Source organism: Pseudonocardia sp. NPDC046786 (assembly GCF_040645415.1).
Classification (GTDB): domain Bacteria; phylum Actinomycetota; class Actinomycetes; order Mycobacteriales; family Pseudonocardiaceae; genus Pseudonocardia; species Pseudonocardia kongjuensis.
Genome location: NZ_JBEYYF010000005.1, coordinates 138264 through 161248 on the forward strand (window position 1 = coordinate 138264; position 22985 = coordinate 161248).

Annotated in this window: 20 protein-coding genes; 9 read left to right on the forward strand and 11 right to left on the reverse strand. The window is 74.6% G+C overall.

The features are described 5' to 3' along the window. Positions 1-77: 77 nt before the first annotated feature. From ABZ881_RS08100 to ABZ881_RS08120, 5 genes are all read right to left on the reverse strand, one after another. Entirely contained in the window at positions 78-1145 is a 1068-nt protein-coding gene (locus ABZ881_RS08100; protein WP_358482803.1) for a serine/threonine-protein kinase, read from the reverse strand. Further along, entirely contained in the window at positions 1142-1726 is a 585-nt protein-coding gene (locus tag ABZ881_RS08105; RefSeq protein ID WP_358482805.1) for a hypothetical protein, read from the reverse strand. Before ABZ881_RS08105 ends, ABZ881_RS08100 begins: the two co-directional genes overlap by 4 nt. A gap of 512 nt (positions 1727-2238) precedes the next feature. Then, a complete protein-coding gene (locus ABZ881_RS08110; protein ID WP_358482807.1) occupies positions 2239-3636 on the reverse strand; it encodes an MFS transporter in 1398 nt (465 codons plus the stop codon). A gap of 137 nt (positions 3637-3773) precedes the next feature. Beyond that, positions 3774-7040 carry a fused isobutyryl-CoA mutase/GTPase IcmF gene (icmF, locus tag ABZ881_RS08115; RefSeq protein WP_358482808.1) on the reverse strand — a complete coding sequence of 1089 codons (3267 nt, stop codon included), beginning with the start codon at positions 7038-7040 and terminating at the stop codon, positions 3774-3776. Positions 7041-7237: 197 nt separating this feature from the next. Further along, positions 7238-7660 carry a hypothetical protein gene (locus tag ABZ881_RS08120; protein WP_358482810.1) on the reverse strand — a complete coding sequence of 141 codons (423 nt, stop codon included), beginning with the start codon at positions 7658-7660 and terminating at the stop codon, positions 7238-7240. Between ABZ881_RS08120 and ABZ881_RS08125 the strand changes: the two genes are divergently transcribed. Further along, a complete protein-coding gene (locus tag ABZ881_RS08125) occupies positions 7659-8528 on the forward strand; it encodes a maleylpyruvate isomerase family mycothiol-dependent enzyme (protein WP_358482812.1) in 870 nt (289 codons plus the stop codon). The genes ABZ881_RS08120 and ABZ881_RS08125 overlap by 2 nt on opposite strands. A 16-nt stretch (positions 8529-8544) precedes the next feature. Here ABZ881_RS08125 and ABZ881_RS08130 read toward each other — a convergent pair whose 3' ends face one another. Then, the gene (locus ABZ881_RS08130; protein ID WP_358482813.1) at positions 8545-10266 is read right to left on the reverse strand and encodes an alkaline phosphatase D family protein; all 1722 of its coding nucleotides are present in this window, start codon (positions 10264-10266) and stop codon (positions 8545-8547) included. Then, entirely contained in the window at positions 10263-11261 is a 999-nt protein-coding gene (locus tag ABZ881_RS08135; RefSeq protein WP_358482815.1) for an ROK family protein, read from the reverse strand. Before ABZ881_RS08135 ends, ABZ881_RS08130 begins: the two co-directional genes overlap by 4 nt. 112 nt (positions 11262-11373) lie before the next feature. Between ABZ881_RS08135 and ABZ881_RS08140 the strand changes: the two genes are divergently transcribed. Continuing rightward, entirely contained in the window at positions 11374-12477 is a 1104-nt protein-coding gene (locus ABZ881_RS08140) for a DoxX family protein (RefSeq protein WP_358482817.1), read from the forward strand. A gap of 69 nt (positions 12478-12546) precedes the next feature. Here the strand turns inward: ABZ881_RS08140 and ABZ881_RS08145 are convergent, their stop codons facing one another. Next, positions 12547-13707 carry a hypothetical protein gene (locus ABZ881_RS08145; RefSeq protein ID WP_358482818.1) on the reverse strand — a complete coding sequence of 387 codons (1161 nt, stop codon included), beginning with the start codon at positions 13705-13707 and terminating at the stop codon, positions 12547-12549. A gap of 128 nt (positions 13708-13835) precedes the next feature. Between ABZ881_RS08145 and ABZ881_RS08150 the strand changes: the two genes are divergently transcribed. From ABZ881_RS08150 to ABZ881_RS08165, 4 genes are read left to right on the forward strand one after another with little or no spacing between them, the layout of a single operon-like run. Beyond that, complete coding sequence (locus tag ABZ881_RS08150; protein ID WP_358482819.1) at positions 13836-15029, forward strand: Tm-1-like ATP-binding domain-containing protein; 1194 nt, start codon at positions 13836-13838, stop codon at positions 15027-15029. Next, on the forward strand, positions 15026-15859 hold the full coding sequence (locus tag ABZ881_RS08155; RefSeq protein ID WP_358482822.1) for a phosphoenolpyruvate hydrolase family protein: 834 nt from the start codon (positions 15026-15028) through the stop codon (positions 15857-15859). The genes ABZ881_RS08150 and ABZ881_RS08155 overlap by 4 nt, the downstream gene beginning before the upstream one ends. Beyond that, positions 15856-16614: a hypothetical protein gene (locus ABZ881_RS08160; RefSeq protein ID WP_358482824.1), complete on the forward strand. Its 759-nt coding sequence runs from the start codon at positions 15856-15858 to the stop codon at positions 16612-16614. The genes ABZ881_RS08155 and ABZ881_RS08160 overlap by 4 nt, the downstream gene beginning before the upstream one ends. A 22-nt stretch (positions 16615-16636) precedes the next feature. After that, positions 16637-17071, forward strand: a complete 435-nt coding sequence (locus ABZ881_RS08165) for an SRPBCC family protein (RefSeq protein WP_358482826.1) — start codon at positions 16637-16639, stop codon at positions 17069-17071. A 106-nt stretch (positions 17072-17177) separates the two neighbouring features. On the opposite strand, the gene ABZ881_RS08170 is transcribed toward ABZ881_RS08165, so the two are convergent. Beyond that, positions 17178-18200: an alanine racemase gene (locus ABZ881_RS08170; protein ID WP_358482827.1), complete on the reverse strand. Its 1023-nt coding sequence runs from the start codon at positions 18198-18200 to the stop codon at positions 17178-17180. Continuing rightward, positions 18182-19480, reverse strand: a complete 1299-nt coding sequence (locus tag ABZ881_RS08175) for a D-arabinono-1,4-lactone oxidase (RefSeq protein ID WP_358482831.1) — start codon at positions 19478-19480, stop codon at positions 18182-18184. The genes ABZ881_RS08170 and ABZ881_RS08175 overlap by 19 nt, the downstream gene beginning before the upstream one ends. A gap of 148 nt (positions 19481-19628) precedes the next feature. Here ABZ881_RS08175 and ABZ881_RS08180 point away from each other — a divergent pair, with 148 nt between their 5' ends. Together ABZ881_RS08180 and ABZ881_RS08185 are read left to right on the forward strand one after the other, a co-directional pair. Continuing rightward, complete coding sequence (locus ABZ881_RS08180) at positions 19629-20822, forward strand: acyl-CoA dehydrogenase family protein (RefSeq protein ID WP_358482832.1); 1194 nt, start codon at positions 19629-19631, stop codon at positions 20820-20822. Between the two features lie 88 nt (positions 20823-20910). Next, positions 20911-21939 (forward strand): 5-methyltetrahydropteroyltriglutamate--homocysteine methyltransferase, encoded by a 1029-nt coding sequence (locus ABZ881_RS08185; protein ID WP_358482834.1) that lies wholly within the window; start codon positions 20911-20913, stop codon positions 21937-21939. 7 nt (positions 21940-21946) lie between these two features. On the opposite strand, the gene ABZ881_RS08190 is transcribed toward ABZ881_RS08185, so the two are convergent. Next, complete coding sequence (locus ABZ881_RS08190; RefSeq protein WP_358482835.1) at positions 21947-22171, reverse strand: DUF2795 domain-containing protein; 225 nt, start codon at positions 22169-22171, stop codon at positions 21947-21949. Positions 22172-22443: 272 nt separating this feature from the next. Between ABZ881_RS08190 and ABZ881_RS08195 the strand changes: the two genes are divergently transcribed. Next, positions 22444-22980, forward strand: a complete 537-nt coding sequence (locus ABZ881_RS08195; protein WP_358482837.1) for a metal-dependent hydrolase — start codon at positions 22444-22446, stop codon at positions 22978-22980. Positions 22981-22985: the final 5 nt, after the last annotated feature.

Genomic DNA, 22985 nt, shown 5'->3' on the forward strand with positions numbered 1-22985 from the left:
GTGCCGCCCGGGCGGGACCGAGCCGGGTGGCCGGGCCCGGGCGGCGGGGTCCGGGCGGCGGGGTCGGAGCGGCGGGGTCAGAGCGGCAGGGCCGCGGCGAGCACCCCGAGGACCAGCAGCGCGGCCAGCACGATCAGCGCCAGGCCGACCCGGCGCCGCCGGTCGGCGGCGGCCACGTCGTCGTGCTCGACGTCGTCGAGCGTGCTGTGCAGCGCGTGCGATGTGACCGGCCCGCCGTCGCCGGGCAGCGCCACCGTCGAGCCGGACCCGCGGCGCGGCTGCGGGACCGGGACGGTCGCCCCGGTCCCGGTGGTCAGCGCGGCGGCCAGCGCGGCCGCGTCGGGCGGGCGCCGGTCCGGGTCCTTGGCCAGGGTCCACAGCAGTGTCTCCTCCAGCGCGGGCGGGATCCCCGCGCGCAGCGTGGAGGGGCGCGGCGGGGCGTCGCGCAGGTGTGCCAGCACCACGCTGAACGCGTCCGGGTCGGTGAACGGCGGGCGTCCGGTGAGCGCGGTGAACAGGCAGCAGGCCAGCGCGTAGAGGTCGGCGCGGCCGTCCACCCGGCCGGTCGCGCGGCCCTGCTCGGGGGCCATGTGCAGCGGGGTGCCGATCACGTACCCGGTGCGGGTGCGCCCGGCGCCCTCGCCGAGCCGCGCGATGCCGAAGTCGGTGACGGTCACCCGGTCGTCCGGGCCGAGGACGATGTTGCCGGGCGTCACGTCGCGGTGCACCACCCCGGCCCGGTGCGCGGCACCGAGCGCGTCGCACACCGCGACGCCGATCCGCACCACCTCGGCCGGGTCGAGTGGGCCGTCGCGCTCGATCCGCTGCCCGAGCGTCTCGCCCTCGATCAGCGACATGACCAGGTAGACGCCGTCGGCGGTGCCACCGACGTCGTGCACGGTCACCACGCCCGGATGGTCGACCGCCGCGGCGGCGCGGGCCTCGTCGCCGATCCGGGCGATGTCGTCGGGATCGGTCGAGTGCAGCAGCTTGACCGCGACCGGCCGGTCCAGCTCACGGTCGTGCCCGAGGTGCACCCGGGACATGCCGCCCTCGCCGAGCACCCCGCGCAGCTCGTAGCGGCCGCCGAGCAGGTCGCCCTCGACGGCCGGGAACCGGGTGGTCGGCTCGCCCGGTCCGGTCACGACGCCCGGAGATCGCGGTGCGTGCTCTCCGGGTGCCCGGCCCCGATGAGCTCGTCGAACAGGTACCGGTAGTCGACCATCGCCTGCCGCAGCTGCTCGGTGTCGGCCTCCTCCTGGGTGTCGGCGACGGCGACCGCGTGCGCGGCCCGGTAGTGCGCGACCAGATCGGGATGGTCGACCGACACCATCGCCTCGCGCTCGGAGAAGTGCTCGACCGGGAACCCGCGGCTGCGCATCACCTGCTGCACCAGCAGGTCGGTGTCGCGCAGGCCGGTCCGCGGCGTCTCCACGAAGGAGTTCTGGGCCTGCTGGAACCGGGCCGCGAACTGCTCCCGCTCGTCGGCGTCGAGTTCGCGCACGTCGAGCTCGTTGCGCCGGGACAGCCTGCGCCGCAGTTCGGCCTCGCCCTGGGTGCGGCTGCCGGAGACCTCGACCACGTGGTCGTACTCCGGGCCGAAGTGCCTGCGCAGTGCCGCGGTGCGGCGCCGCCCCCGCAACCGTGCGCCGATCACCAGCACCGCGCCCAGCACGAGCAGCACGACCGCCGCGATCACGACCCACATCAGTACGTCCGGTGTCACCTTGAGCCCCCTCGTCCCGTCGTGCCCGGCGGATTCCTGCGTCACTCCACCGGGTGACCCGGCCGGAGTACCACCGCACGGCACGTGTCACACACGGCGGCGGTGCCACCCGGGCGAGGGTGATCGGCCCCGGCGCGGCCGCAGCGGCTGCTCCGGACGGCGGTCGTCGCGCGGACACGCCGGGGCCCGGTGCGGCAGGCGGGTGAGGTGCTTCCGATCCGGAACGAATCGGTCCGGCCGGTGTCACCGAGATGGAGCAATGCCCCCTCGCCAAGTCCGGACCGGCGCTCTGAGACGGTGGACCCCGCTCCCGAGCACCACCCCGAGCAGTACCGAACCCCCGTGGAGGACACCCGATGAAGAAGGCCGGTCGAAAGATCTCCAAGGCTGCCGAGTCGTTCGTCGAGGCCATCGGCATCCTGGGCGGCTGGAACCGCGGCCGCCGCGGCAGCAGGTCCCGGTCCCGCCGCTGATCCGCCGGTGCCTGCCCGGGTCGGGGCGGGCGGGCACCCTCACCAGCGGCCGCGCCGGTTGGGCAGGCGGGCCGCGACCAGCGTGATCCCGGCGAGCAGCGCCGCGAGCACGACCAGCGCGACCGCGCCCGCGATCCCGGGCGAGCTCGCCGCGGCGACCGCCGCCGTGGTCGCCGACACCGCGGCGATGCCGCCCACCTGCCGGAACATGATCCGCAGCCCGGACATGGCCGCGACGTCGCCGGGCACCAGGTGCATGCCGGCGTTGTTCGCAGCCGGAGCGGTCAGCCCGGTGCCGATCCCGAGCAGCGTGGCCGCGACGAGCAGCCAGATCTCCGGCGTCGTCCCCACCGGCGGTGCGGCGGCCAGAAGCAGCCCGGTCACCACGATCCCCATCCCGCAGAGCAGCAGCGGCCGGTGCCCGGTGCGGCGCAGCAGCGCGACCGACACGCCGGACGAGACGACCGAGCCGGCCGCGCGCCCGGCCAGCAGCGCACCGGCGGCCAGCGGCGCCATCCCGTACCGGGTCTGGGCGTAGAGCGGCAGCAGCGCGCCGAAACCGATCATCGCGGCACCCAGCAGCAGGTTCGTCGAGTTCATGATGCCCAGCCCGCGACCGGCGATCAGCCGCCACGGCACCACCGCGTCGGTCCGCCGCCGGGCGTGCCGGACGAACAGGTACCCGGCGGCGACGGCGAGCAGCGCGGCGGGCACCACGACCGCGATGCCGGCCGGTTCGAGCCCGGCCGCGCCGAGCACGGTGATCGCGACCATCCCGGTGACCAGCGTGCCGAGCAGCAGGGCGATGCCGCGCACGTCGAGCCGCCCGGGTGCGGACCGCGGCGGGTCGAGGACCAGGAACGCGCCGGCGACCACGACGACGATCCCGAGCGGGGCGTTCATCAGGAAGATCGCGTGCCAGGACCAGATGGTCAGGACCAGGCCGCCGAGCAGCGGGCCGAGGATCGCGCCGATCGGGAGCACGCTGGTGAACAGCGCGAGCGCGCGGTCGCGGTCGCGGCCGTAGTGGTGGGCGACGATCGCGTTCGCGGCCGGGAGCATCACCCCGCCCGCGACGCCCTGCAGGAACCGGCAGGCGATCAGCGGGCCGATCCCGGGGCTGAGCGCGCACAGGCAGGTCAGGACGGTGAACGCGGCGATCGCCAGCAGGAACACCCGGCGGGCGCCGAACCGGGCGGAGAGCCGCCCGCCCAGCGGCAGCGCCAGGATCTGGCCGACCGCGTACCCGGTGATGATCCAGCCGGTCCAGGCCAGGTCGGTCCGCAGGTCGGCGCTGACCGTGGTCAGCGCGGTGGCGACGGCGGTCTGGTCCTGGGCGGCCATCAGCAGCGCCAGCGCGACGACGGCGAACACGGCGTGCCGGCGGGGGAGCGGCTCGGCGGCGGTGTGCGGCGTGTCGCGGACGCTCTCGGTCACGATCGGCGTGCCCTTCGTCGGGGTCGCCCACCATGGTAGTTATCTTGAAGCAAGCAAAACGACTGGGGCTCCGGGGCGCCCCGGCGCGGCGGACCGGCGCGGCACCGGACCCGGTGCCGCGCCGCCCGGCCGGTCCGTCACATGTTGCGCCGGTACTGCCCGCCGACCTCGAAGAACGCCGTCGTGAGCTGGCCCAGCGAGCACACCCGCGCGGCCTTCATCAGCTCCTCGAAGACGTTGCCGTCGCCGGTCGCCACGTCCTGCAGCCGGCGCAGCGCCTGCTCGGCCTCGGTGCGGTGCCGGGACTGGAAGTCGGCCAGGCGCTCCAGCTGCGAGCGCTTCTCCTCCTCGGTGGCGCGGGCGAGCTCGATCTCCTGCGGCTCGTCGTCGCCGTCGGGCTTGAGGAAGGTGTTCACGCCGACGATCGGCAGCTCGCCCGAGTGCTTGCGGTGCTCGTAGAGCATCGACTCGTCCTGGATCTTGCCGCGCTGATAGCCGGTCTCCATCGCGCCGAGCACGCCGCCGCGCTCGGCGATCGACTCGAACTCGCGCAGCACGGCCTCCTCCACCAGGTCGGTCAGCTCGTCGACGACGAACGAACCCTGCAGCGGGTTCTCGTTCATCGACAGGCCCCACTCCTTGGTGATGATCATCTGGATGGCCATCGCGCGGCGCACCGACTCCTGGCTCGGCGTGGTGATCGCCTCGTCGTAGGCGTTGGTGTGCAGCGAGTTCGCGTTGTCGTAGAGCGCGCACAGCGCCTGCAGCGTGGTCCGGATGTCGTTGAAGTTCATCTCCTGCGCGTGCAGCGAGCGGCCGGAGGTCTGGACGTGGTACTTCAGCTTCTGCGAGCGCTCGTTCGCGCCGTAGCGCTCCTTCATCGCGACCGCCCAGATCCGGCGGGCGACCCGGCCGATCACGGTGTACTCGGCGTCCATCCCGTTGGAGAAGAAGAACGACAGGTTCGGCGCGAAGTCGTCGATGCTCATCCCGCGGGCCAGGTAGCTCTCGACGAAGGTGAAGCCGTTGGCGAGGGTGAACGCGAGCTGCGAGATGGGGTTCGCCCCGGCCTCGGCGATGTGGTAGCCGGAGATCGAGACCGAGTAGAAGTTGCGCACCTGGTGTGCGATGAACCACTCCTGGATGTCGGCCATCATCCGCAGCGAGAACTCGGTGGAGAAGATGCAGGTGTTCTGCCCCTGGTCCTCCTTGAGGATGTCGGCCTGCACCGTGCCGCGCACGTTCGCCAGCGCGTAGGCGGTGATCTGCTCGCGCTCGGCGGCGTCCGGCTCGCGGTCGTGCTCCTCGCGGAAGCGGTCGGTCTGCTGGTCGATCGCGGTGTTCAGGAAGTAGGCCAGGATCGTCGGCGCCGGGCCGTTGATGGTCATCGAGACCGAGGTCGTCGGCGAGCAGAGGTCGAAGCCGTCGTAGAGCGCCTTCAGGTCCTCCAGCGTGGCGATCGAGACGCCCGAGGTGCCGACCTTGCCGTAGATGTCGGGGCGGGTGTCCGGGTCGTGGCCGTAGAGGGTCACCGAGTCGAACGCGGTCGAGAGCCGCTTGGCCTCGGAGTCCTGCGACAGGTACTTGAACCGGCGGTTGGTGCGGAACGGGTCGCCCTCGCCGGCGAACATCCGGGCCGGGTCCTCGCCCTCCCGCTTGAACGGGAACACCCCGGCGGTGAAGGGGAACCGGCCCGGCAGGTTCTCCCGGCGCAGGAAGCGCAGCAGCTGTGCGTCGTCGTCGTAGCGGGGCAGTGAGACCCGGCGGACCTTGTTGCCGGACAGTGTCTCGCGGGTCAGCCTGGTGCGGAACTCCTTGTCCCGCACGGTGTAGACGTACTCGTCGCCGGAGTAGTCCGCGACCACCGACGGCCAGCCGTCCAGCAGCGCGGCGCCCTCGGCGGGCAGCTCCCGCTCGGCCTTCTCCAGCGCAGGAGCGACCTGCTCGCCGACGAGCTCGCGGGCGGTGCGCAGGTGCTGGCGGGTGCGCGCGGCGAGCGCCTGCCGTTCGGTGTCGGCGTGGTACCCGCGCACCGTGTCGGCGATGTCGGCCAGGTAGCGGCTGCGCTCCGGCGGGATCACCGCGGCGTGGTGCGACGAGGTCTTCGTGTCGACCCGGGGCAGCCTGCCCTCCCCGACGGGCAGCCCGCCGGCCGCGAGCAGATCGCGCAGGTGCTGGTAGAGGGCGGTGACGCCGTCGTCGTTGAAGGTGGCGGCCGAGGTGCCGAAGACCGGCATGTCCTCCCAGCTCGCGCCGAACTCCTCGCGGTTGCGGACGAGCTGGCGGCCGACGTCGCGCCGGGCGTCCTCGGCGCCGCGGCGCTCGAACTTGTTGATCGCGACGACGTCGGCGAAGTCCAGCATGTCGATCTTCTCGAGCTGGGACGCGGCGCCGAACTCGGGCGTCATGACGTAGAGCGAGTGGTCGACGAACCCGACGATGCCCGCGTCGCCCTGGCCGATGCCCGGCGTCTCGACGATCACCAGGTCGAACCCGGCGCTGCGCAGCACCGCGATCGCGTCGCCGAGCCGCTCGGGCAGCGAGCCGCCGTCGCCGCCGCGGGTGGCGAGCGACCGGAAGTAGACGCTGTCCTGGCCCCCGCCGCCGGCCGGCCCGCGACCGGAGAGCGCGTTCATCCGGATCCGGTCGCCGAGCAGCGCGCCGCCGCCCCGGCGCCGGGTCGGGTCGACCGCGAGGACCGCGATCCGCAGCTTGTCCTCCTGGTCGAGGCGGAAGCGGCGGACCAGCTCGTCGGTCAGCGACGACTTGCCGGATCCGCCGGTGCCGGTGATGCCGAGCACCGGCACCGTCCGCTCGGGGGCGGCGATGCGCCGGTGGACCTCGGCCGGGAGCCGCCCGGTCTCGGCGAGGGTGAGCGCGCGGGCGAGCGTCGCCGTCTCCCCGGAGAACAGCCCGTCGTACGACGCGGGCGGCTGCTCGCCCGGGTCCGTGTCGCACTCCCGGATCATGATGTTGATCATCCCGGGGAGGCCGAGGCGCTGGCCGTCCTCCGGGGAGAAGATCCGGGAGACGCCGCGGGAGTGCAGCAGCTCGATTTCCTCGGGGACGATCACACCGCCGCCCCCGCCGTAGACCCGGACGTGGCCGGCGCCGCGCTCGCGCAGCAGCTCGACCAGGTAGGAGAAGTACTCCACGTGCCCGCCCTGGTAGGACGAGATGGCGATGCCCTGGACGTCCTCCTGGATCGCCGCGGTGACGACCTCGTCGACGGACCGGTTGTGCCCCAGGTGGATCACCTCGGCGCCCTGCTTCTGCAGGATCCGCCGCATGATGTTGATCGCGGCGTCGTGGCCGTCGAACAGGCTCGCCGCGGTGACGAACCGGACGGGATGGGTGGGGACGTGCAGCTCGGTGTCGGTGCTCGCTCCGCGGCTGTCGGCCATGACCCGCTCCTCCCGCCGGGTGTGCGGACGACGTCCCCGGCCCATTTAGTTTGACATCCTAGTATTGGACGTACAAGAAACGGGTCACGGGTCACGGGTCACATTGCGATCACCCCCCGTGCCGGCCGCACACCCCACGGCCCCGCCGCACACCCGTTGGGACAGGTGTGTGGCGGGGCCAGGGGGTGTGGCGTCGGTCAGGCGGCGCTTCGTCGGGCCGGCTCCTCGGTGACGGCGGCCGGACGGGCGGGCGCCGGGGTGTGCGGCTGCCGGGTGCGCCGGGCGTGCCGGCCGGTGGGCCAGGCCGCGGGGCAGGGATCCGGGCGGGCCCCGGTCCGGTCGGCGCCGTCGGCCGCGGCATCGGCCGGCTCGTCGGTCCCGGGCGTCACCTGGTCGGCCAGCTCGGCCAGCGCGCGCCGCGCCTTCGCGAGTCGCCTTGCGCGCCGGCGCTTCGCGGCGAAACCGCCGACGAGGCCGAGGAACAGCAGGGCGAACCCGGATACGATGACGAGCGGCACCGCGACGGCAGGGAAGGCCGCCACCAGCAGGAAGGCCACCAGCGGCCAGTACAGCAGCGCGCGCCCGACTCCCCGTCGCGTCCAGTCGCGGTGCGGAGGCATGATCTATACCTACCCGACCGGCAAGATCGTCATGCGCGACTCGCCGGTACGACCTCGTCAGTTCTTCGAGTGGAGGCCCGAGTTCATGCCGGGGACATCCCAGGGCAGCACCATCGACCCCTATGCCGGGCTCCTGATCTCGGAGAACGACCGGCTCGCCGACCTGCTGGAGACGGCCGACCTGACCGTCCCGGTGCCGACCTGCCCGGGATGGAGCCTGCTCCAGCTGGAGCGGCACGTCGGCCGCGGGCACCGCTGGGCGGCGCAGATGATCGCCGCGGGGGCCACCGAGATCCTCGACCCGCGCGCCGTCACCGGTGGCAAGCCCGCCGAGGACGGCCCGGAGGCCGGGGCGCAGTGGCTGCGCGACGGCGTCACCGAGCTGCTCGACGCGGTGACGGCCGCCGGCCGGGACGCTCCGGTGTGGACCTTCACCGGGCCGAGGCCCGCCGCCTGGTGGATCCGGCGCCGGCTGCACGAGGCGACCGTGCACCGGGCCGACGCGGCGATCGCGCTCGGCGCGCCGTTCGAGATCGCGCCGGAGGTCGCGGCGGACGGCGTCGCTGAGTGGCTGGACCTGCTGACCGCCCGCCCGCCGGCCGCCGAGCCGCCGCTGCCCGACGGCGTGACGCTGCACCTGCACGCGGTGGACGACGAGCTGGGCGCCGCGGGGGAGTGGATGATCCGGACCGCCGGCGGCCGGGTGGTCTGGGAGAACGGGCACGGCAAGGGCGCGGCCGCCGTCCGCGGGACCGCCGCCGATCTGCTCCAGGGGGTGCTGCGCCGGATCCCTGCCGACGACGACCGGCTGCAGGTGTTCGGCGACCCGGCGGTCTGGACGACCTGGCTGTCCCGCACGGACTTCTGAGCGCGGCGGCCCGGGGCTAGCGGCGCGCGCCCAGCGCGACCTCCGCGGGCGGGCGCTCCGGCGGCGCCTGCGGCGTCAGCGCCACCTCGGCGGCCAGGTCCAGTGTGGACGCCGACCGCGGGCGTTCGAAGCGGACCGCAGCCCGCCGCCCGTCCAGGGTCAGGGTGGCGATCAGGTTCCCGAACAGCGGGCCCGCCGTGCGCTCCCAGGAGACCCCGGCCCGGTCGGTGTCGTGGTCGCGGGCCCACCGGTTGCTGGCCCGGGCGATCAGCCGCGACCAGGTGACGCGGAACAGCACCCGCATGAAGCCGGGCACCACGTTGTGCACCGGTGAGCAGGTCAGCTGGTGCACCCGGGTGCCGTCGACGCCGCGCCCCGGCCGGTCGCCCGGCGCGTCGGCGTGCACGTCGGCGACGGCCGCGTAGGAGTGGTGCACGTCGCCGGACAGCACCGACACGGTCGCCGGCGGCGGGTCCCCGGCGCGCGGCAGGCAGGCGTCGCGGACCAGATCGGCCAGCCGCGCGAAGGAGTGCCCGAACGCGGGCCAGTGCTCCAGGTCGGCCTCCTGGCGGAGGAACTCGGCGGCCCGCCCGATCCGGCCGGGCCGGTTCGCGCTCGTCTCCACGCCGGCCTGCAGGTCGGAGATGACCTGGGGCAGCAGCCACGGGATGGACGACCCCAGCACCAGGTGGTCGATCCGGCCCGGCGCCAGCACGCGCTCGCGCACCCAGCCGAACTCGGCGTCGGAGACCATCTTGCGGGGCAGCGACTCGACGATCCGGCCGTTCCGGGAGTCGATCACGATCAGCCGGGTGCCGCCGAGCTCCCAGCAGAAGGAGAACCGCTCGTCCTTGTGCCGGTCCCCGCCGTCGCCGACCTCGCGGTCCCAGCGGTCGGCCCGCTCCGCGAGCAGCGGCCACACGTCGCCGCCGGACGCCTGCACCGCCTGCCAGTCCGGATCGGCGGCGAGCTCGCCCGGGGTGAGGTTGCCCAGGTGCTGGTGCACCCAGTACGACGCCAGACCGGCCCGCACCCGCTCGCGCCACCAGGGCAGCTCCGCCATCCGGGCCCGCCAGACGCCGGAGGTGTTCCAGTCGTCCCGGACGTCGTGGTCGTCGAAGATCATCGCGGTGGGGACGGTGGACAGCAGCCACCGCACCTCCGGATCGGACCAGGTGTCGCGGTAGAGCCCGGAGTACTCCTCGAAGGACACGATCTCGTCGTCCGGCCACTCGGGACGGCGGTCCCCGCGCCCGGCGATCCGGCGCCGGGTCTGCGGGGTCAGCTCGTCGGCGTACACCTGGTCGCCCAGCATCAGCAGCACGCTCGGCCACTCCTGGGGCGGCAGCCCGGCCATCCGGGCGGCGTAGACGTCGAGCGCGTCCAGCCCATAGCTGCGGGCGGTCCTCGGGTCGGACAGCTTGACGTAGCGGCAGGAGCCGAACACGATCCGCTGCCGCCGCTCGGTGGACGGCCCGCGGGTCGGGATCACGCTCGCCGGGAACGGAGAGTGCGGCTGCGGCCACACGACGGTCCCGTCCAGGTGCACCTCGTACGGGTACCGGGTGTCCGGCTCCAGACCGGTCACGACGACGACGGCGTAGTGCAGGCCCGCGACCTCGAAGGTGCGCGCGGTGCACCCCAGCACCTCGACCGTGCACGGCCGGTCGGTCTGCACCCAGACCAGGGCGGAGGTCTCGTCGACGTGCCGCAGAACCGGCCCGAGCAGGAGGGTCACCCGATCGAGGGTAGACCTGCCTGCTCCGGGCCGGCGGTCTCCTCCAGCGCGAGCAGCCCGGCGCCGATCTTCCCGGCGTCGCCCTTGTAGGTGGCGGGCAGCACCTGCGGGATCGGCCGGACCTGCGGCGGGCCGTAGTGGAACTCGCGCGCGGCGCGCCGGGCCGGGCCGAGAAGCAGCTCGCCCGCGTCGACCAGGCCGCCGCCGATCAGCACCACCTCGAACTCGAAGATCGCGTTGAGGCCGGCGATCCCGGTGCCCAGCGCCCGGCCGAGCCGCTGGAACAGCGACTGTGCGGTCGGGTCGCCCGCGGTGGCCGCGGTGGTCACGTGCCGGCCGGTGACCTCGCCGCCGTCCTCGGCGGCGAGGCCGGCGAGCATCCCGTCCGGGTCGTGCGCGGCGGCGGTGCGGCCCATCCGGGTCAGTGCGGTGCCGGACGCGACCGACTCCAGGCAGCCGAAGTTGCCGCAGCCGCACTGCGGGCCGTCCGGATTGACGTTCATGTGCCCGACCTCGGCGCCCAGGCCGTGCGCGCCCCGGTAGATCCGGCCGCCGAGCACGATCCCGGCGCCCACCCCGGTGCCGACGGTGAGCAGCAGCATGTCGTCGTAGCGGCGCTCGCCGAGGCGGGCCTCGGCGAGCCCGGCGACGTTCCCGTCGTTGTCGACGACGGTCGGCAGCCCGGTCGTCCGCTCCAGGTCGCCGCGGACGTCCCAGTTCTCGTAGTTGTTGTTCGGCGCCCAGCGGATCCGCCCGACCGGCCACTCGACCGTCCCGGCCGCGCCGACGCCGATGGCGGAGACGCCGTCGCCCGCCTCGCCGGAGCGCAGCTCCTCGACCATCCCCTGGAGGAGGACGTTCATCGTGCCCGCGTCGGACGTGTCCGGGGTGTTGCGCCGCAGTTCCGCGTGGACCGTGCCATCCTCGCCCACGATCGCTCCGGCGACCTTCGTTCCTCCGATGTCGAGCCCGATAGCCCGCCGTCCGTTCGTCACCCGGGCATGATTGCGGCACAGCCGCTGTGATGCCAGCGCACCCCGGGGTTTGCGGACGCGGTGAACCGGGGAAAGGTGACCCATGCCAGTCTTGCGACGAGTTGCCCGGCCGATGCTCGCGGCCGTTTTCATCTACGGCGGCGTGACCGCGCTCCGCCAGTCCGAGGGCCACGCGCAAGCCGCCAAGCCCGTGCTGGACCAGGCCGCACCGGCGATCGACAAGGTCGTCGAGAACGCGCCGCTGGACCGCCGACCCGACTACGAGACCCTGGTGAAGGTCGACGCCGGCGTGAAGATCGCCGCCGGATCGCTGCTCGCGCTGGGCAGGTTCCCTCGGCTCGCGTCGACCGCGCTCGCCGCCACCGTGATCCCCACCACGCTCGCCGGGCACCGCTTCTGGGAGGAGACCGACCAGCAGAAGCGCACCGAGCAGCAGATCCACTTCCTGAAGAACGTCGGGCTGCTGGGCGGGCTGCTGATCGCCGCGTCCGACACGCACGGCAAACCGTCGAACGCCTACCGCGCCCGCCAGGCCGCGGCGAAGGCCCAGGCCCGCCTGTCGTCCGCGTCCGACTCGGACACCGGGGCGCAGCTCGCCGCCGGCCTGGCCGGTGCCGGGACCTCGATCGCCGCAGCCGCCGCGGGCACCCGGGAGAAGCTGCACGACGCCGCCGAGGAGTACGGCCCGGTCGTCCGGGAGCGGGCGAGCGAGTGGAGCGGCAAGGCGTCCGAGCAGGCCGCGCACCTCGGTGAGGTCGCCTCCGAGCGCGCCTCCACCTGGTCCGAGCAGCTGTCGGCGGCTGCCCAGCGGGCCGCGAAGAAGGCGGAGAAGAAGGCCCAGGCGGCCGAGAAGAAGGGCGTCAAGCTCGCCAAGGCCGCCGCGAAGCAGGGCGACAAGCTGGAGAAGGCCGTCGACAAGCGCGGCGCGCAGTACCGCAAGGCGGCCGGCAAGACCGGCGACCGGTGGCTCAAGGAGGCCGAGAAGCGGCGCGCCCGCTGGGAGAAGCAGGCCCAGAAGGCCGTCGCCCGCGCCGAGAAGCGCGCCCCCGAGTACGCCGACCGGCTGAGCACGCTGGCGAGCCAGGCGCAGGCGCAGGCCGCCCGCCTCGGCTCGGACCTCGCCGATCGCGCGTCGAGCGCCGGTGCCGACGCCGCGAAGCAGGCCAAGGGTGCCGCGAAGGACGCCCGCAAGCGGGCCACGGCCGCCGCGCGCTGAGCCACCCGCACCGGCACGAACGGGCCATCCGTGGGCCGCACCGCCACGGAGGGCCGTTCGTGCGGGTGCTCAGGCCGGGCGCAGGATCTGCAGCTCGCCGGTCGGCAGCGCCCGGACCTCCACCGCCACCTGGCCGCACCACGACGGCGGGTGCAGCGCGTTCGCCATCCTGGTGAACAGCGCCTGGGTGCGCGCGTTCGTGGTCGCCTGCTCGGCGATCAGGTTCGGCAGCATCCCGCCGGAGCGCTTGCGCACGGTCAGCGGCAGCACCGACAGCGTGGTCAGCAGCCGGTGCAGCCGGGCGATGTCGCACGCGCGCCCGGTCAGGTCCGGCTCGATCAGCGGGCGCAGCGCGGCCAGCGGCCGGCTCGGCGAGCGCAGCAGCTGATCGGCTGCGGAGAGCAGGATCCGCCGCGCGTCGAGGACGAGCGCCTGATAGGCGCCGTGCACGGCGGCCGGGAAGCCGTCCCAGCCGAGCCTGCCGACCTCGCCGAGCTGCTCGCGCAGCGCGATCCCCGGGGTCCCGGCCGGATCGGCGGCGGCGACCACCCGCTCCCAGCCCGAGAGCCGGGCGTGCGTCTGGTGCCGCAGCACCGACAGGTTCGCGACGGCGGTGTTCAGGCCGGAGTCCGCCCCCACCCCACCGTGCTCCAGCAGGTCGGTCTGGGCGGCCCGCAGCGCCTCCTCGGCGGCCCGCAGCCGGGAGTCCGGCCCGGTCACGCCGGACCGGGTGAGCGCGGCGGCCGCCGAGGTGATCGCGTCCAGCACCCGGTGCTGGGTGCCGGTGGCGGCGATCTCCACGGCGATCGAGAGGACCAGCGCCCCGAGCGGGGCGCCCGGGGCGGGCCCGGAGCCGGGCGCACCGACCGGCAGCAGTGTCGACGGGCCGGGCCGGACCGGCCGGGGCTCGGCGCCGACCATCCGCAGCAGCGGTTCCGCGCCGAACGCCTCGGGCAGCGCGAGCCGCACCGCCAGATCGGTCTGGGGCGCGCGCGGGCGCACCAGATGGCGGGCCAGCTCGCTGGACGCGGTGATCCGCCCGCCCCAGCTCCGGGCCTCGTCGGCGCCGTCGGCCGGTACCCAGCTCAGCAGCAGGGCCGGCCCGGGCGGCGGCGCGGCCGGGCCGGGGCGGGGGCCGCCGTTGCGTTCCGGCGGGCCGGGAACGGCGCCGCCGGGCCGCCCCTCGAGCGGGAGCACGATGCCGTGGTGGTCGTCCGGTTGACCGTGCATGTCACTCCAACGACGTCGGGGGCCGCGAGGTCACGAGCCCGGCTTCCGGGAGAGCCCACCCATACTGCCCTGTGTCGTTCCGGCGTCGGCCCTCGCCCCGGGGCGGTGGGTACCGGTAGAACTCCGGTGTGCGGAGCGCGTATGTGGTCGGGACTCGCGACACCAAGCACGCCGAGATCGACTTCGTGGCGGACGCGGTGGCCGCCGCAGGGGTGCCGGTGTGCCGGGTCGACGTGTCCACCGGGCCCGCCCCGGCGCCCGGCGCCGAGGTGTCCGCCGCCGAGGTGGCCGCGCACCACCCGGACGGCGCGGCCGCGGTGTTCACCGGGGACCGGGGGACCGCGGTGGGGGCGATGGCGGTCGCGCTGCGCGCGTTCCTGCTCGCCCGCGCCGGCGACGTCGCAGGGGTGCTCGGGCTCGGCGGGTCCGGCGGGACGGCGCTGGTCACCCCGGCGATGCGGGCGCTGCCGGTCGGCGTGCCGAAGGTGATGGTGTCCACCGTGGCGTCCGGCGACACCGCGCCCTACGTCGGCGCGAGCGACATCGCGATGCTGCACGCCGTCACCGACATCGCCGGGCTGAACCGGATCTCCCGGGCGGTGCTGGGCAACGCCGCGCACATGCTGGCCGGTGCGGTCGCCGCCCCCGCCGCGCCGGCCGGGACGGACCTGCCCGCGGTCGGCCTGACCATGTTCGGGGTGACGACGCCGTGCGTCAGCCGGGTCCGCGAGCTGCTCGGCGAGGAGATCGACGCGCTGGTCTTCCACGCCACCGGCGCCGGCGGTGCGTCGCTGGAGAAACTGGTCGACGACGGCCTGGTCGACTCGGTGCTGGACCTGACCACCACCGAGATCGCGGATCTCCTCGTCGGCGGCGTGATGGCGGCCGGCGAGGACCGGCTCGACGCGGTCGCCCGGACCGGGATTCCCTGGGTCGGGTCCTGCGGGGCCCTCGACATGGTCAACTTCGGGGCGGTCGCGACCGTGCCGGAGCGGTTCGCCGGACGGCTGCGCTACGAGCACAACGCCAACGTCACCCTCGTGCGGACCACCGTGGAGGAGAACCGCGCGATCGGGGAGTGGCTGGCGCGCAAGCTGAACACCTTCACCGGCCGCTGGCTGTTCCTGCTGCCGCTGGGCGGGGTGTCCGCGCTGGACACGCCGGGCCGGGCGTTCCACGATCCGGCGGCAGACGCGGCGCTGTTCGCCGCGATCGAATCCGGTGTGGCCGACACCGGCCGGGTGCGGCGGATCCCGCACCACGTCAACGACCCCGAGTTCGCCGACGCGGTGCTCACCGCGTGGCGGGAGGTGCACGCATGAGGCGGTTCACCCGCTCCGAGCTGATGGAACGCTTCGCGGGGATGGCGGCGCGCGGCGAGCCGATCGTCGGCGGCGGCGCCGGCACCGGGCTGTCCGCCAAGTGCGAGGAGGCCGGCGGGATCGACCTGATCGTCATCTACAACTCGGGCCGCTACCGGATGGCCGGACGCGGCTCGCTGGCCGGACTGCTGGCATACGGCAACGCCAACGCGATCGTCGTCGAGATGGCCGCCGAGGTGCTGCCGGTGGTCCGCCGGACACCGGTGCTCGCCGGGGTCAACGGCACCGACCCGTTCCTGCTCACCGACCGGTTCCTCGACGAGCTGGCCTCGCTCGGGTTCGCCGGCATCCAGAACTTCCCGACCGTCGGGCTGATCGACGGCGTCTTCCGGGCGAACCTGGAGGAGACCGGGATGGGCTTCGGCCTGGAGGTCGACCTGATCGCCGCGGCGCGGGTGAAGGAGCTGCTGACCACGCCCTACGTGTTCTCCGCCGAGCAGGCCCGCGAGATGGCCCGGGCGGGTGCCGACATCGTCGTCTGCCACATGGGACTGACCACCGGCGGCGCGATCGGCGCGGAGACCTCGAAGACCCTCGACGACTGCGTCGAGCTGGTCGACGACTGGGCCACGGCGGCCCGCGAGGTCCGCGACGACGTGCTCGTGCTCTGCCACGGCGGCCCGATCGCGATGCCCGGGGACGCCGCATACGTGCTGTCCCGGACGAAGTCCTGCCACGGCTTCTACGGGGCGTCGTCGATGGAGCGGCTGCCGACCGAGCAGGCGCTGACCGCGCAGACCCGCGCCTTCAAGAACGCGCTCGAACGGTGATGGCCCCCAGGCGGCCCGCGCCGCCGCCGGGCGGTGACTGGCGGCGCCGGATGCGGGTCCGCGGGCGCTGGCCGCAGCACGCGCTGGCCAGGTTCGGTGCCCTGATCATCGGCGGGTTCGCGGCCCTCGGGTTCGGGGTCCTCGGCATGATCGGGGTGGCGGTGTCGGAGGAGCCCAGCGGCCTGGACGGGGTGCCGGGCATGCTGGCGATCCTCGTGGTGACGGTGCTGTTCGTCGGGATCCCGGTCGGGCTGCTGGTCGGGCTGCCGGTGCAGTTCGCCACCCGCGCCTGGCTGCGCTCGCCCAGCCCGGACGAGCTCGCCGCGATGCGCCTCGCGCAGGGCGAGGCCCGCCCGGTGCTGCCGCCGGGCCTGCGCGCCGGCAGCTGGTGGGCCGGCGCCTACGAGGACTGCGTGCGCGCGGTGACCGCGTACCACGCCGTCGTCCGGACCACCCCGGACGGCCCGGCCCGCAGCTGGTTGGTCGACGTCGGACGCCGGCTGGACTGGCAGCTCGACGAGGCGCTGCGGCTGGCCGTACTGGGGGAGAGTCTCGACTCCGGGCATGCCCCGGGCGGGCCCACCGCCGTCACGATCGCCGAACGGCTCGACGAGGCCCGCACCGCGTTCGGCCAGACCACCGAACAGGCCGCGTCGATCGCGCTCGACCTGCGCTCCGACACCGGGTTCGCCGAGGTGCGCGCCCAGCTCGACACGCTCGCCGCCCAGGCACCCCACCTGCGCACCGAGAACTGACGACTCCCGAGGAGGAGACGCCATGCCCCGTCCCTATTCCAGCGCCGTGATCGGTGCGCCGCTGGCCGAGGTCTGGCCGCACGTGCGCGACTTCGGCAGCATCCACCGCTGGCACCCGGCGATCGAGGGCTGCGAGCTGATCCGCGGCGCGTCCGGCACCGAGATCGGGGCGCAGCGCCGGCTCGTGCTGGGGGACGGCGGCGTCGTCGTCGAGGAGCTGCTCGCCCTCGACGAACGCGGGCACGCCGTCACCTACGAGATCCTGGAGTCGCCGTTCCCGGTGCGCCGCTACATCTCCACCCTGCGGCTGGCCCCGGTCACCACGGCCGGGCACACCTTCGGCGAGTGGTGGACCGAGTTCGACGCCGACGCCGCCGCCGAGGGGGACCTCGTCGAGCTGTTCGCGAACGGGGTGTTCGCCACCGGGTTGACCGCGCTGGCCCAGCGGTACGGCTGACCCGGGCCGGAGGTGTGGCCGCGCGGGTGCGGCGCGGCCCGGTCCGGCCCGGTGCGGCGCGGCCCAGTGCGGTGCAGCCCGGCGGCGGACGTCGGCCGGGCGCAGCTCACCAGCCTCGGAGATCGACCGCCCAGGTGTCGAGGACCTCGGCGTCCGGGCCGTCGCCGTCCACCACGTGCATCCGCTCGTGCAACGCGACGGTCGGGTCGACGTGGGCGGGCACGATCCTGATCCGGTCCCCGGGCCGGGGCAGCGGGGTCGCGGCGAAGGTCAGGTGCTCGTCGGAGCAGAACCAGACGTCGCCGCCGGGCACGGTCGGGTTGCCGTGGTCCATTCCGAACGCCTTCAGCCCGGCGTCGGCGACGGCCCAGCCGGGCATGCCCCCGGCCGGCGCGGTCGTCGAGAGCACGGTGGACAGCACGGTCAGCGCCTGCCGGAAGGTCAGCCCGGCGGCGGTGTAGGCGGTGTCCATCAGCGCGTACGAGCCGGCCTGGATCTCGGTGCAGGCGGTGTTCATCGTGTGCGTGCCGGTCCCGCCGCCGGAGATCACCTCGCCGCCGACGTCGGCGTGCGCGGCCAGCAGCCGGTCGGTGCACTCGGTGGTGAGCCGGGCGCGTTCGGCCGGGTCGGCAAGCATCTGCAGGTGTCCCTCGTAGCCCATCACGCCGCGCACGGTCAGCCCGGCGGAGCGGGCGGCGTCGGCGAACTCCCCGGCCCGGTCCGGTGCGATCCCGCAGCGCGGGAGCCCGATGTTGACGTCGACGAGCACCTCGCGCACCCCGCCGTCGACGGCCGCCCGCAGCGTCTCCGCCGAGTCGATCGCCAGGGTCACGCGGGCACCGGTGTCGACGACGGCGCCCAGCCTGCGGGCGTCGAGCACCTCGTTGGCGAGCAGCAGGTCCGCACCCAGGCCGGCCGCCGCCATGCCCTCCACCTCGCGCACGGTGGCGCAGGTGAATCCGTGGTGACCGTGTGCGGCCTGCCGGGCGGCGAGCGCGGTCGTCTTGTGCGCCTTGACGTGCGGCCGCAACCGCGGTCCGGGCAGGACGGCGGCCATGTCGGTCAGGTTCGCCTCCAGCGCACCCGCATCGACGAGCAGCGCGGGGGTGGTCAGGTCGGCGACGCGCACGGCACTCCCAGGACCCGGTCCAGGTAGGGGTTGCGGAACCGGCCCTCCGGGTCGAGCCGGTCGCGGACGGCGACGACGTCGTCGTACGCCGGGTAGCGGGACCGCAGGGTCGCCGCGGTCATGGTGTGCAGCTTGCCCCAGTGCGGGCGTCCGTCCAGCGCGGACAGCACCGGTTCGACGGCGCCGAAGTACGTCTCGTGCGGCCGTCCGGCCCGCACGTGCACGGCCAGGTACGCGGTGTCGCGGCCGTACGCGGTGGACAGCGGGACGTCGTCGGCGCCGAGCACCCGGACCTCGACCGGGAAGGTGACGCCGTGACCGTGCCGGTCGGCGGCGGTGCGCAGCCCGTCGAACGCCTCCGGCAGCGCGGCGCGCGGCACGGCGTACTCCATCTCCAGGAACCGGACCCGGCGCGGGCTGCAGAACACCTCGTAGGACCGGCCGACGTAGCCGCCCGCCGGCATCCGGCGGGCGACGAAATCGTTCAGCCGGGGGACCAGCGGCGGGGCCAGCTCACCGGCCCGGCAGGCGAGGCCGAACCCGCTGTTGCCGAGCAGCTCGTCGCCGATCCATCCGGCCGCGCGGCCGCGCCGGGGACCCTCGGCGTCGGTGCGGTCGTTGGTCTTGAGCACGGCGAGGTCGGTGTGCGGGAACCAGTAGAACTCGACGTGGTCGTGCGCGGCGGCGAGCCCGTCGAGCCCGTCGAGCACCTCCGGCAGCGGCCGCACCGACTCGACGGCGTGCAGCCGGAACGCGGGCACGGTCCGCAGGCTCACCCCGGTCAGCACGCCGAGCGCACCCAGCCCGATCCGGGCGGCGGCGAGCTCGTCGCCGCCCGGATGCCGGACGGTGCCGTCGGCGAGCACCAGCTGCACGCCCTCGACCTGCGTGGCGATGCCGCGGTACCCGGCGCCGGTGCCGTGCGTGCCGGTGGAGATCGCCCCGGCGACGGTCTGCGCGTCGATGTCACCCAGGTTCGGCAGGGCCCGGCCCAGCTCCCAGAGCCGCCGGTTCAGCGCGCGCAGGGTGACCCCGGCGGGGACGTGCGCGATCTCGCCGTCCAGCCGGATGCCGGCCGGATCCGACGGCGCCGCGATCGCGACCCCGTCGGCGACCCCGACGCCGGTGAACGAGTGGCCGCTGCCGATCGCCTTGACCCGCAGGCCGTCCTCGGCGGCGGCGCGGACGGCGTCGGCGACCTCGCCGGTGTCCCGGGCGTGCACCGTGCGGACCGGCCGGGTCCGTTGGTTGCCCGCCCAGTTCCGCCAGGTGCCGTTCACGCTCCCATCCTGGCCGGAGGAGATCGTCCGACACCACCCCGGTACCGCGGACATCTGTCCGTCCGGCGGCTTCCGCCCGGTGGGACGGGTCTCGCGCCGGACCGGTCCCGGCTCCTAGCGTCCGCGTCGACGCGAAACGGGGACGCCGATGACCGGGACCACCTGCACCGCCGACGACCTGCTGCGCACCGTCGTCGACCTCCGGCCGACGCTGCTCGCCGAGCAGGCCGCCACCGAGCGGCGCACCCGCTACGCGCCCGAGCTGCACGAGCGGTTCCGTGCCGCGGGCCTGTACCGGGTGCTGCAGCCGCGCCGGTTCGGCGGGCTGGAGCTGGACCTGCCGACGTTCGTCCGGCTGCAGCGGGAGATGGCCCGCGGCTGCCCGTCGACGGCGTGGTCGTGGGCGCTCGCCACCAGCCACGCGATGCAGCTCGGCTCGTACCTCCCGGAGTCCGCGCAGCAGCGGATCTTCGCCGGCGGCGACGTCCGGTGCGCCTCGTCGGCGTCGGGGGAGGTGCGGGCCGTCCGGACGGACGGTGGGTGGCGGCTCGACGGGACGGTCCGGTACTGCTCCGGGATCGGGTACTCGACTCACTTCATGGGCCAGGCGTTCGCCGACGGGGACCCGGAGCGGCCGCTGGTGTTCGTCGCGCCGCGGTCGGCGTGGACAGTGCTCGACGACTGGGGCGACGCGCTCGGCCTGCGCGGCAGCGGCTCGAACGGGATCGTGCTGGCGGGCGCGGTGATCCCCGCCGACCAGGTCGTCGAGGGTGCCGGGCTGGTCTCGGTCGACGTCGCGGGTGGCACGCCCGGCCTGGAGCTGCACGGCAACCCGCTCTACGCCGGACGGGCACTCGCCCCCTTCACCGTGTCGCTGGCGGCGCTCGCCGTCGGCGCGGGACTCGGCGCGCTCGACGAGTTCGGACGCCTGATGCGCAGCCGGGGAACCGCGGTGCCACCGGTCCGGCCGCGGATCGACGACCCGGACTTCCAGCGCTGGTACGGCACCGCGCTGAGCCGGCTGGCGGTCGCGGACGCCGTCGTACTGCGCTGCGCCGAGGAGCACACCGAGCTGAGCGCGCGGGGCGCCGCAGGCGGGAAGCCGTACGGCGAGCACGACGAGCTGCGGCTCACCGTCGTCGCCCGGGAGGCGATCGTCGCCGCGTGGGAGGCGGTCGGCGGCCTGGTCCCGGTCGTCGGTTCCAGCGCGCTGCGGGCCGGCGAGCGTTTCGAACGGGCGTGGCGGGACCTGTCGACGATCGCCGGTCACCGCAACACCGGGTTCCGGGAGCCGATGTACCGCCGGCTCGCGCAGGTGGAGCTGGGCCTGCCGGCGGGTTGACCCGTCCCGGACGGTGCCCGAGGATCGGACAGGTGTCCGATATGCGGCGGGGTGCATGCCTCGCCGCGGCCGTCGCGAAGGAGAACCCGTGCCGCTTCCCGTACTGCCCACGTCGCTGGTCGGGAGCTACGCCCAGCCGGAGTGGCTGATCGACCGTGCCCGGCTGGCCGACCGGTTCCCGCCGCGGGTCCGCGCCAAGGAGCTGTGGCGGCCCGCGCCGGAGCACCTCACGGAGGCGCAGGACGACGCGACCCGGCTCGCGATCCGGGCCCAGGAGGAGGCCGGGCTGGACATCGTCACCGACGGCGAGATCCGCCGGGAGAGCTACTCCAACCACTTCGCCACCGCGCTGGAAGGGGTGGACGTGGACAACCCGGGGACCGCGCTGGACCGCAGCGGGCACCCGAACCCGGTGCCGCGGATCACCGGCCCGATCCGGCGCCCGGCGCCGGTGCAGGTGGCGGACGCGCAGTTCCTGCGCGCGCACACCGATCGGACGGTCAAGATCACCGTGCCGGGGCCGTTCACGATGAGCCAGCAGGCGCAGAACGACCACTACCCGGACGCCGGGGCGGCCGCGATGGACTACGCGGCGGCGGTGAACGCGGAGATCCGGGACCTGCACGCGGCGGGTGCGGACGTGGTGCAGATCGACGAGCCGTACATGCAGGCGCGGCCGGATGCGGCGCGGGCGTACGGGCTGGCGGCGTTGAACGCGGCGCTCGACGGTGTGTCGGGGACGACGGCGGTGCACATCTGTTTCGGGTATGCGGCGATCATCCACGAGCGTCCGGAGGGGTACTCGTTCCTGCCGGAGCTGGCGGACTGTGCGGTGGATCAGGTGTCGATCGAGACGGCGCAGTCGGGGCTGGACCTGGGTGTGCTGAAGGATCTGTCCGGGAAGACGATCATCCTGGGGGTGATCGACCTGTCGGATCCGGAGGTGGAGACGGCCGAGGTCGTCGCCGGGCGGGTGCGGCGGGCATTTCCGCACACCACCCCGGACCGCATCGTGCCCTCCACCGACTGCGGGATGAAGTACCTCCCGCGGGCGACGGCGGAGGGCAAGCTGCGGGCCCTCGTCCGGGGCACCGCCCGGGTCCGCGCGGAGCTCTGAGCCCGACTCAGCGGTCGGTGCCGCCCGGCCGGTCGCCCTCGGGCTCCTGCGGCACGGCGCGCGCGACCTGCGCACCGTTGTCGTAGGTGCCCTCGGGGAGGGCGCGCAGCGCCTCCAGCGTCGTGTCGTCGGTGTCGCGCTCCCGGGCGTAGTCGAGCACCTGCTGCCGGGTGCGCGGGAAGTCGGCGCCCTGCAGGGCCTTGTCGACGCGGAGATCGTCGCGGTAGGTCATCGGAACCCTCCTGTCCGGTTCGGCCGGGTGTCGTTCAGCGGATCCGGCGGGCCGGCCCGCTCCCCGGGCCGCGGCCGTGGCCCGGTATCGGAGGCCCGTCGGCCACGGCCCCCGGGTACCTCGCCGGCGGCGGTCGAATCATCCTGTCCGCGACGCGTGTCGACGGCCGGGTCCGGGCCCGGCCCGCCGATAGGATCGGCACCGGCCCGGTCGTCCCCGGGACCGCCGTTCGACGACACCGCCGGGGAGCGCGACACCGTGATGACCAGGTGATGGGCCGGACGCACGCGCTGTCCGGGGCCGTGCTGGGGCTTGCCGTCTGCGCGGCGGTGCCGCCGCCGCCCGCGCTGGTCCCGGTCGTCGTGCTGGTGTGCGCGCTGGCCGCGTTCGCACCCGATCTCGACCACCCGAGCAGCACCGCGACCCGGGCGCTGCCCCCGGTCACCTGGCTGCTGTGCCGACTGATCCGGTGGCTGTCGCGGCTGCTCACCGGCGTCTCGCACCGCGGGTTCTCGCACTCGCCGGTGTTCGCCGCCGGGATCGGGCTGCTCGCCTGGTGGGCGACCGCCTTCGTGGTGCCCGGCGACACCGCCGTGTGGACCGGTGTCGCCGCAGGCGCCGGATGCTGGATCGGCGCGATCGGCGACGAGCTGACCTCGGCCGGGAACCGCTTCGCGTTCTGGCCGCTGGCCCGGATCCGCTGGCCGGACGTGCTGCGGTTCCGCACCGGCGGGCGCGGCGAGCACGTCGTCGTCGCGCTGCTCGCGGTGACCGGGGTCGGATTGGTGACCGGGTCCTGGGCGTGGTGAGGGGC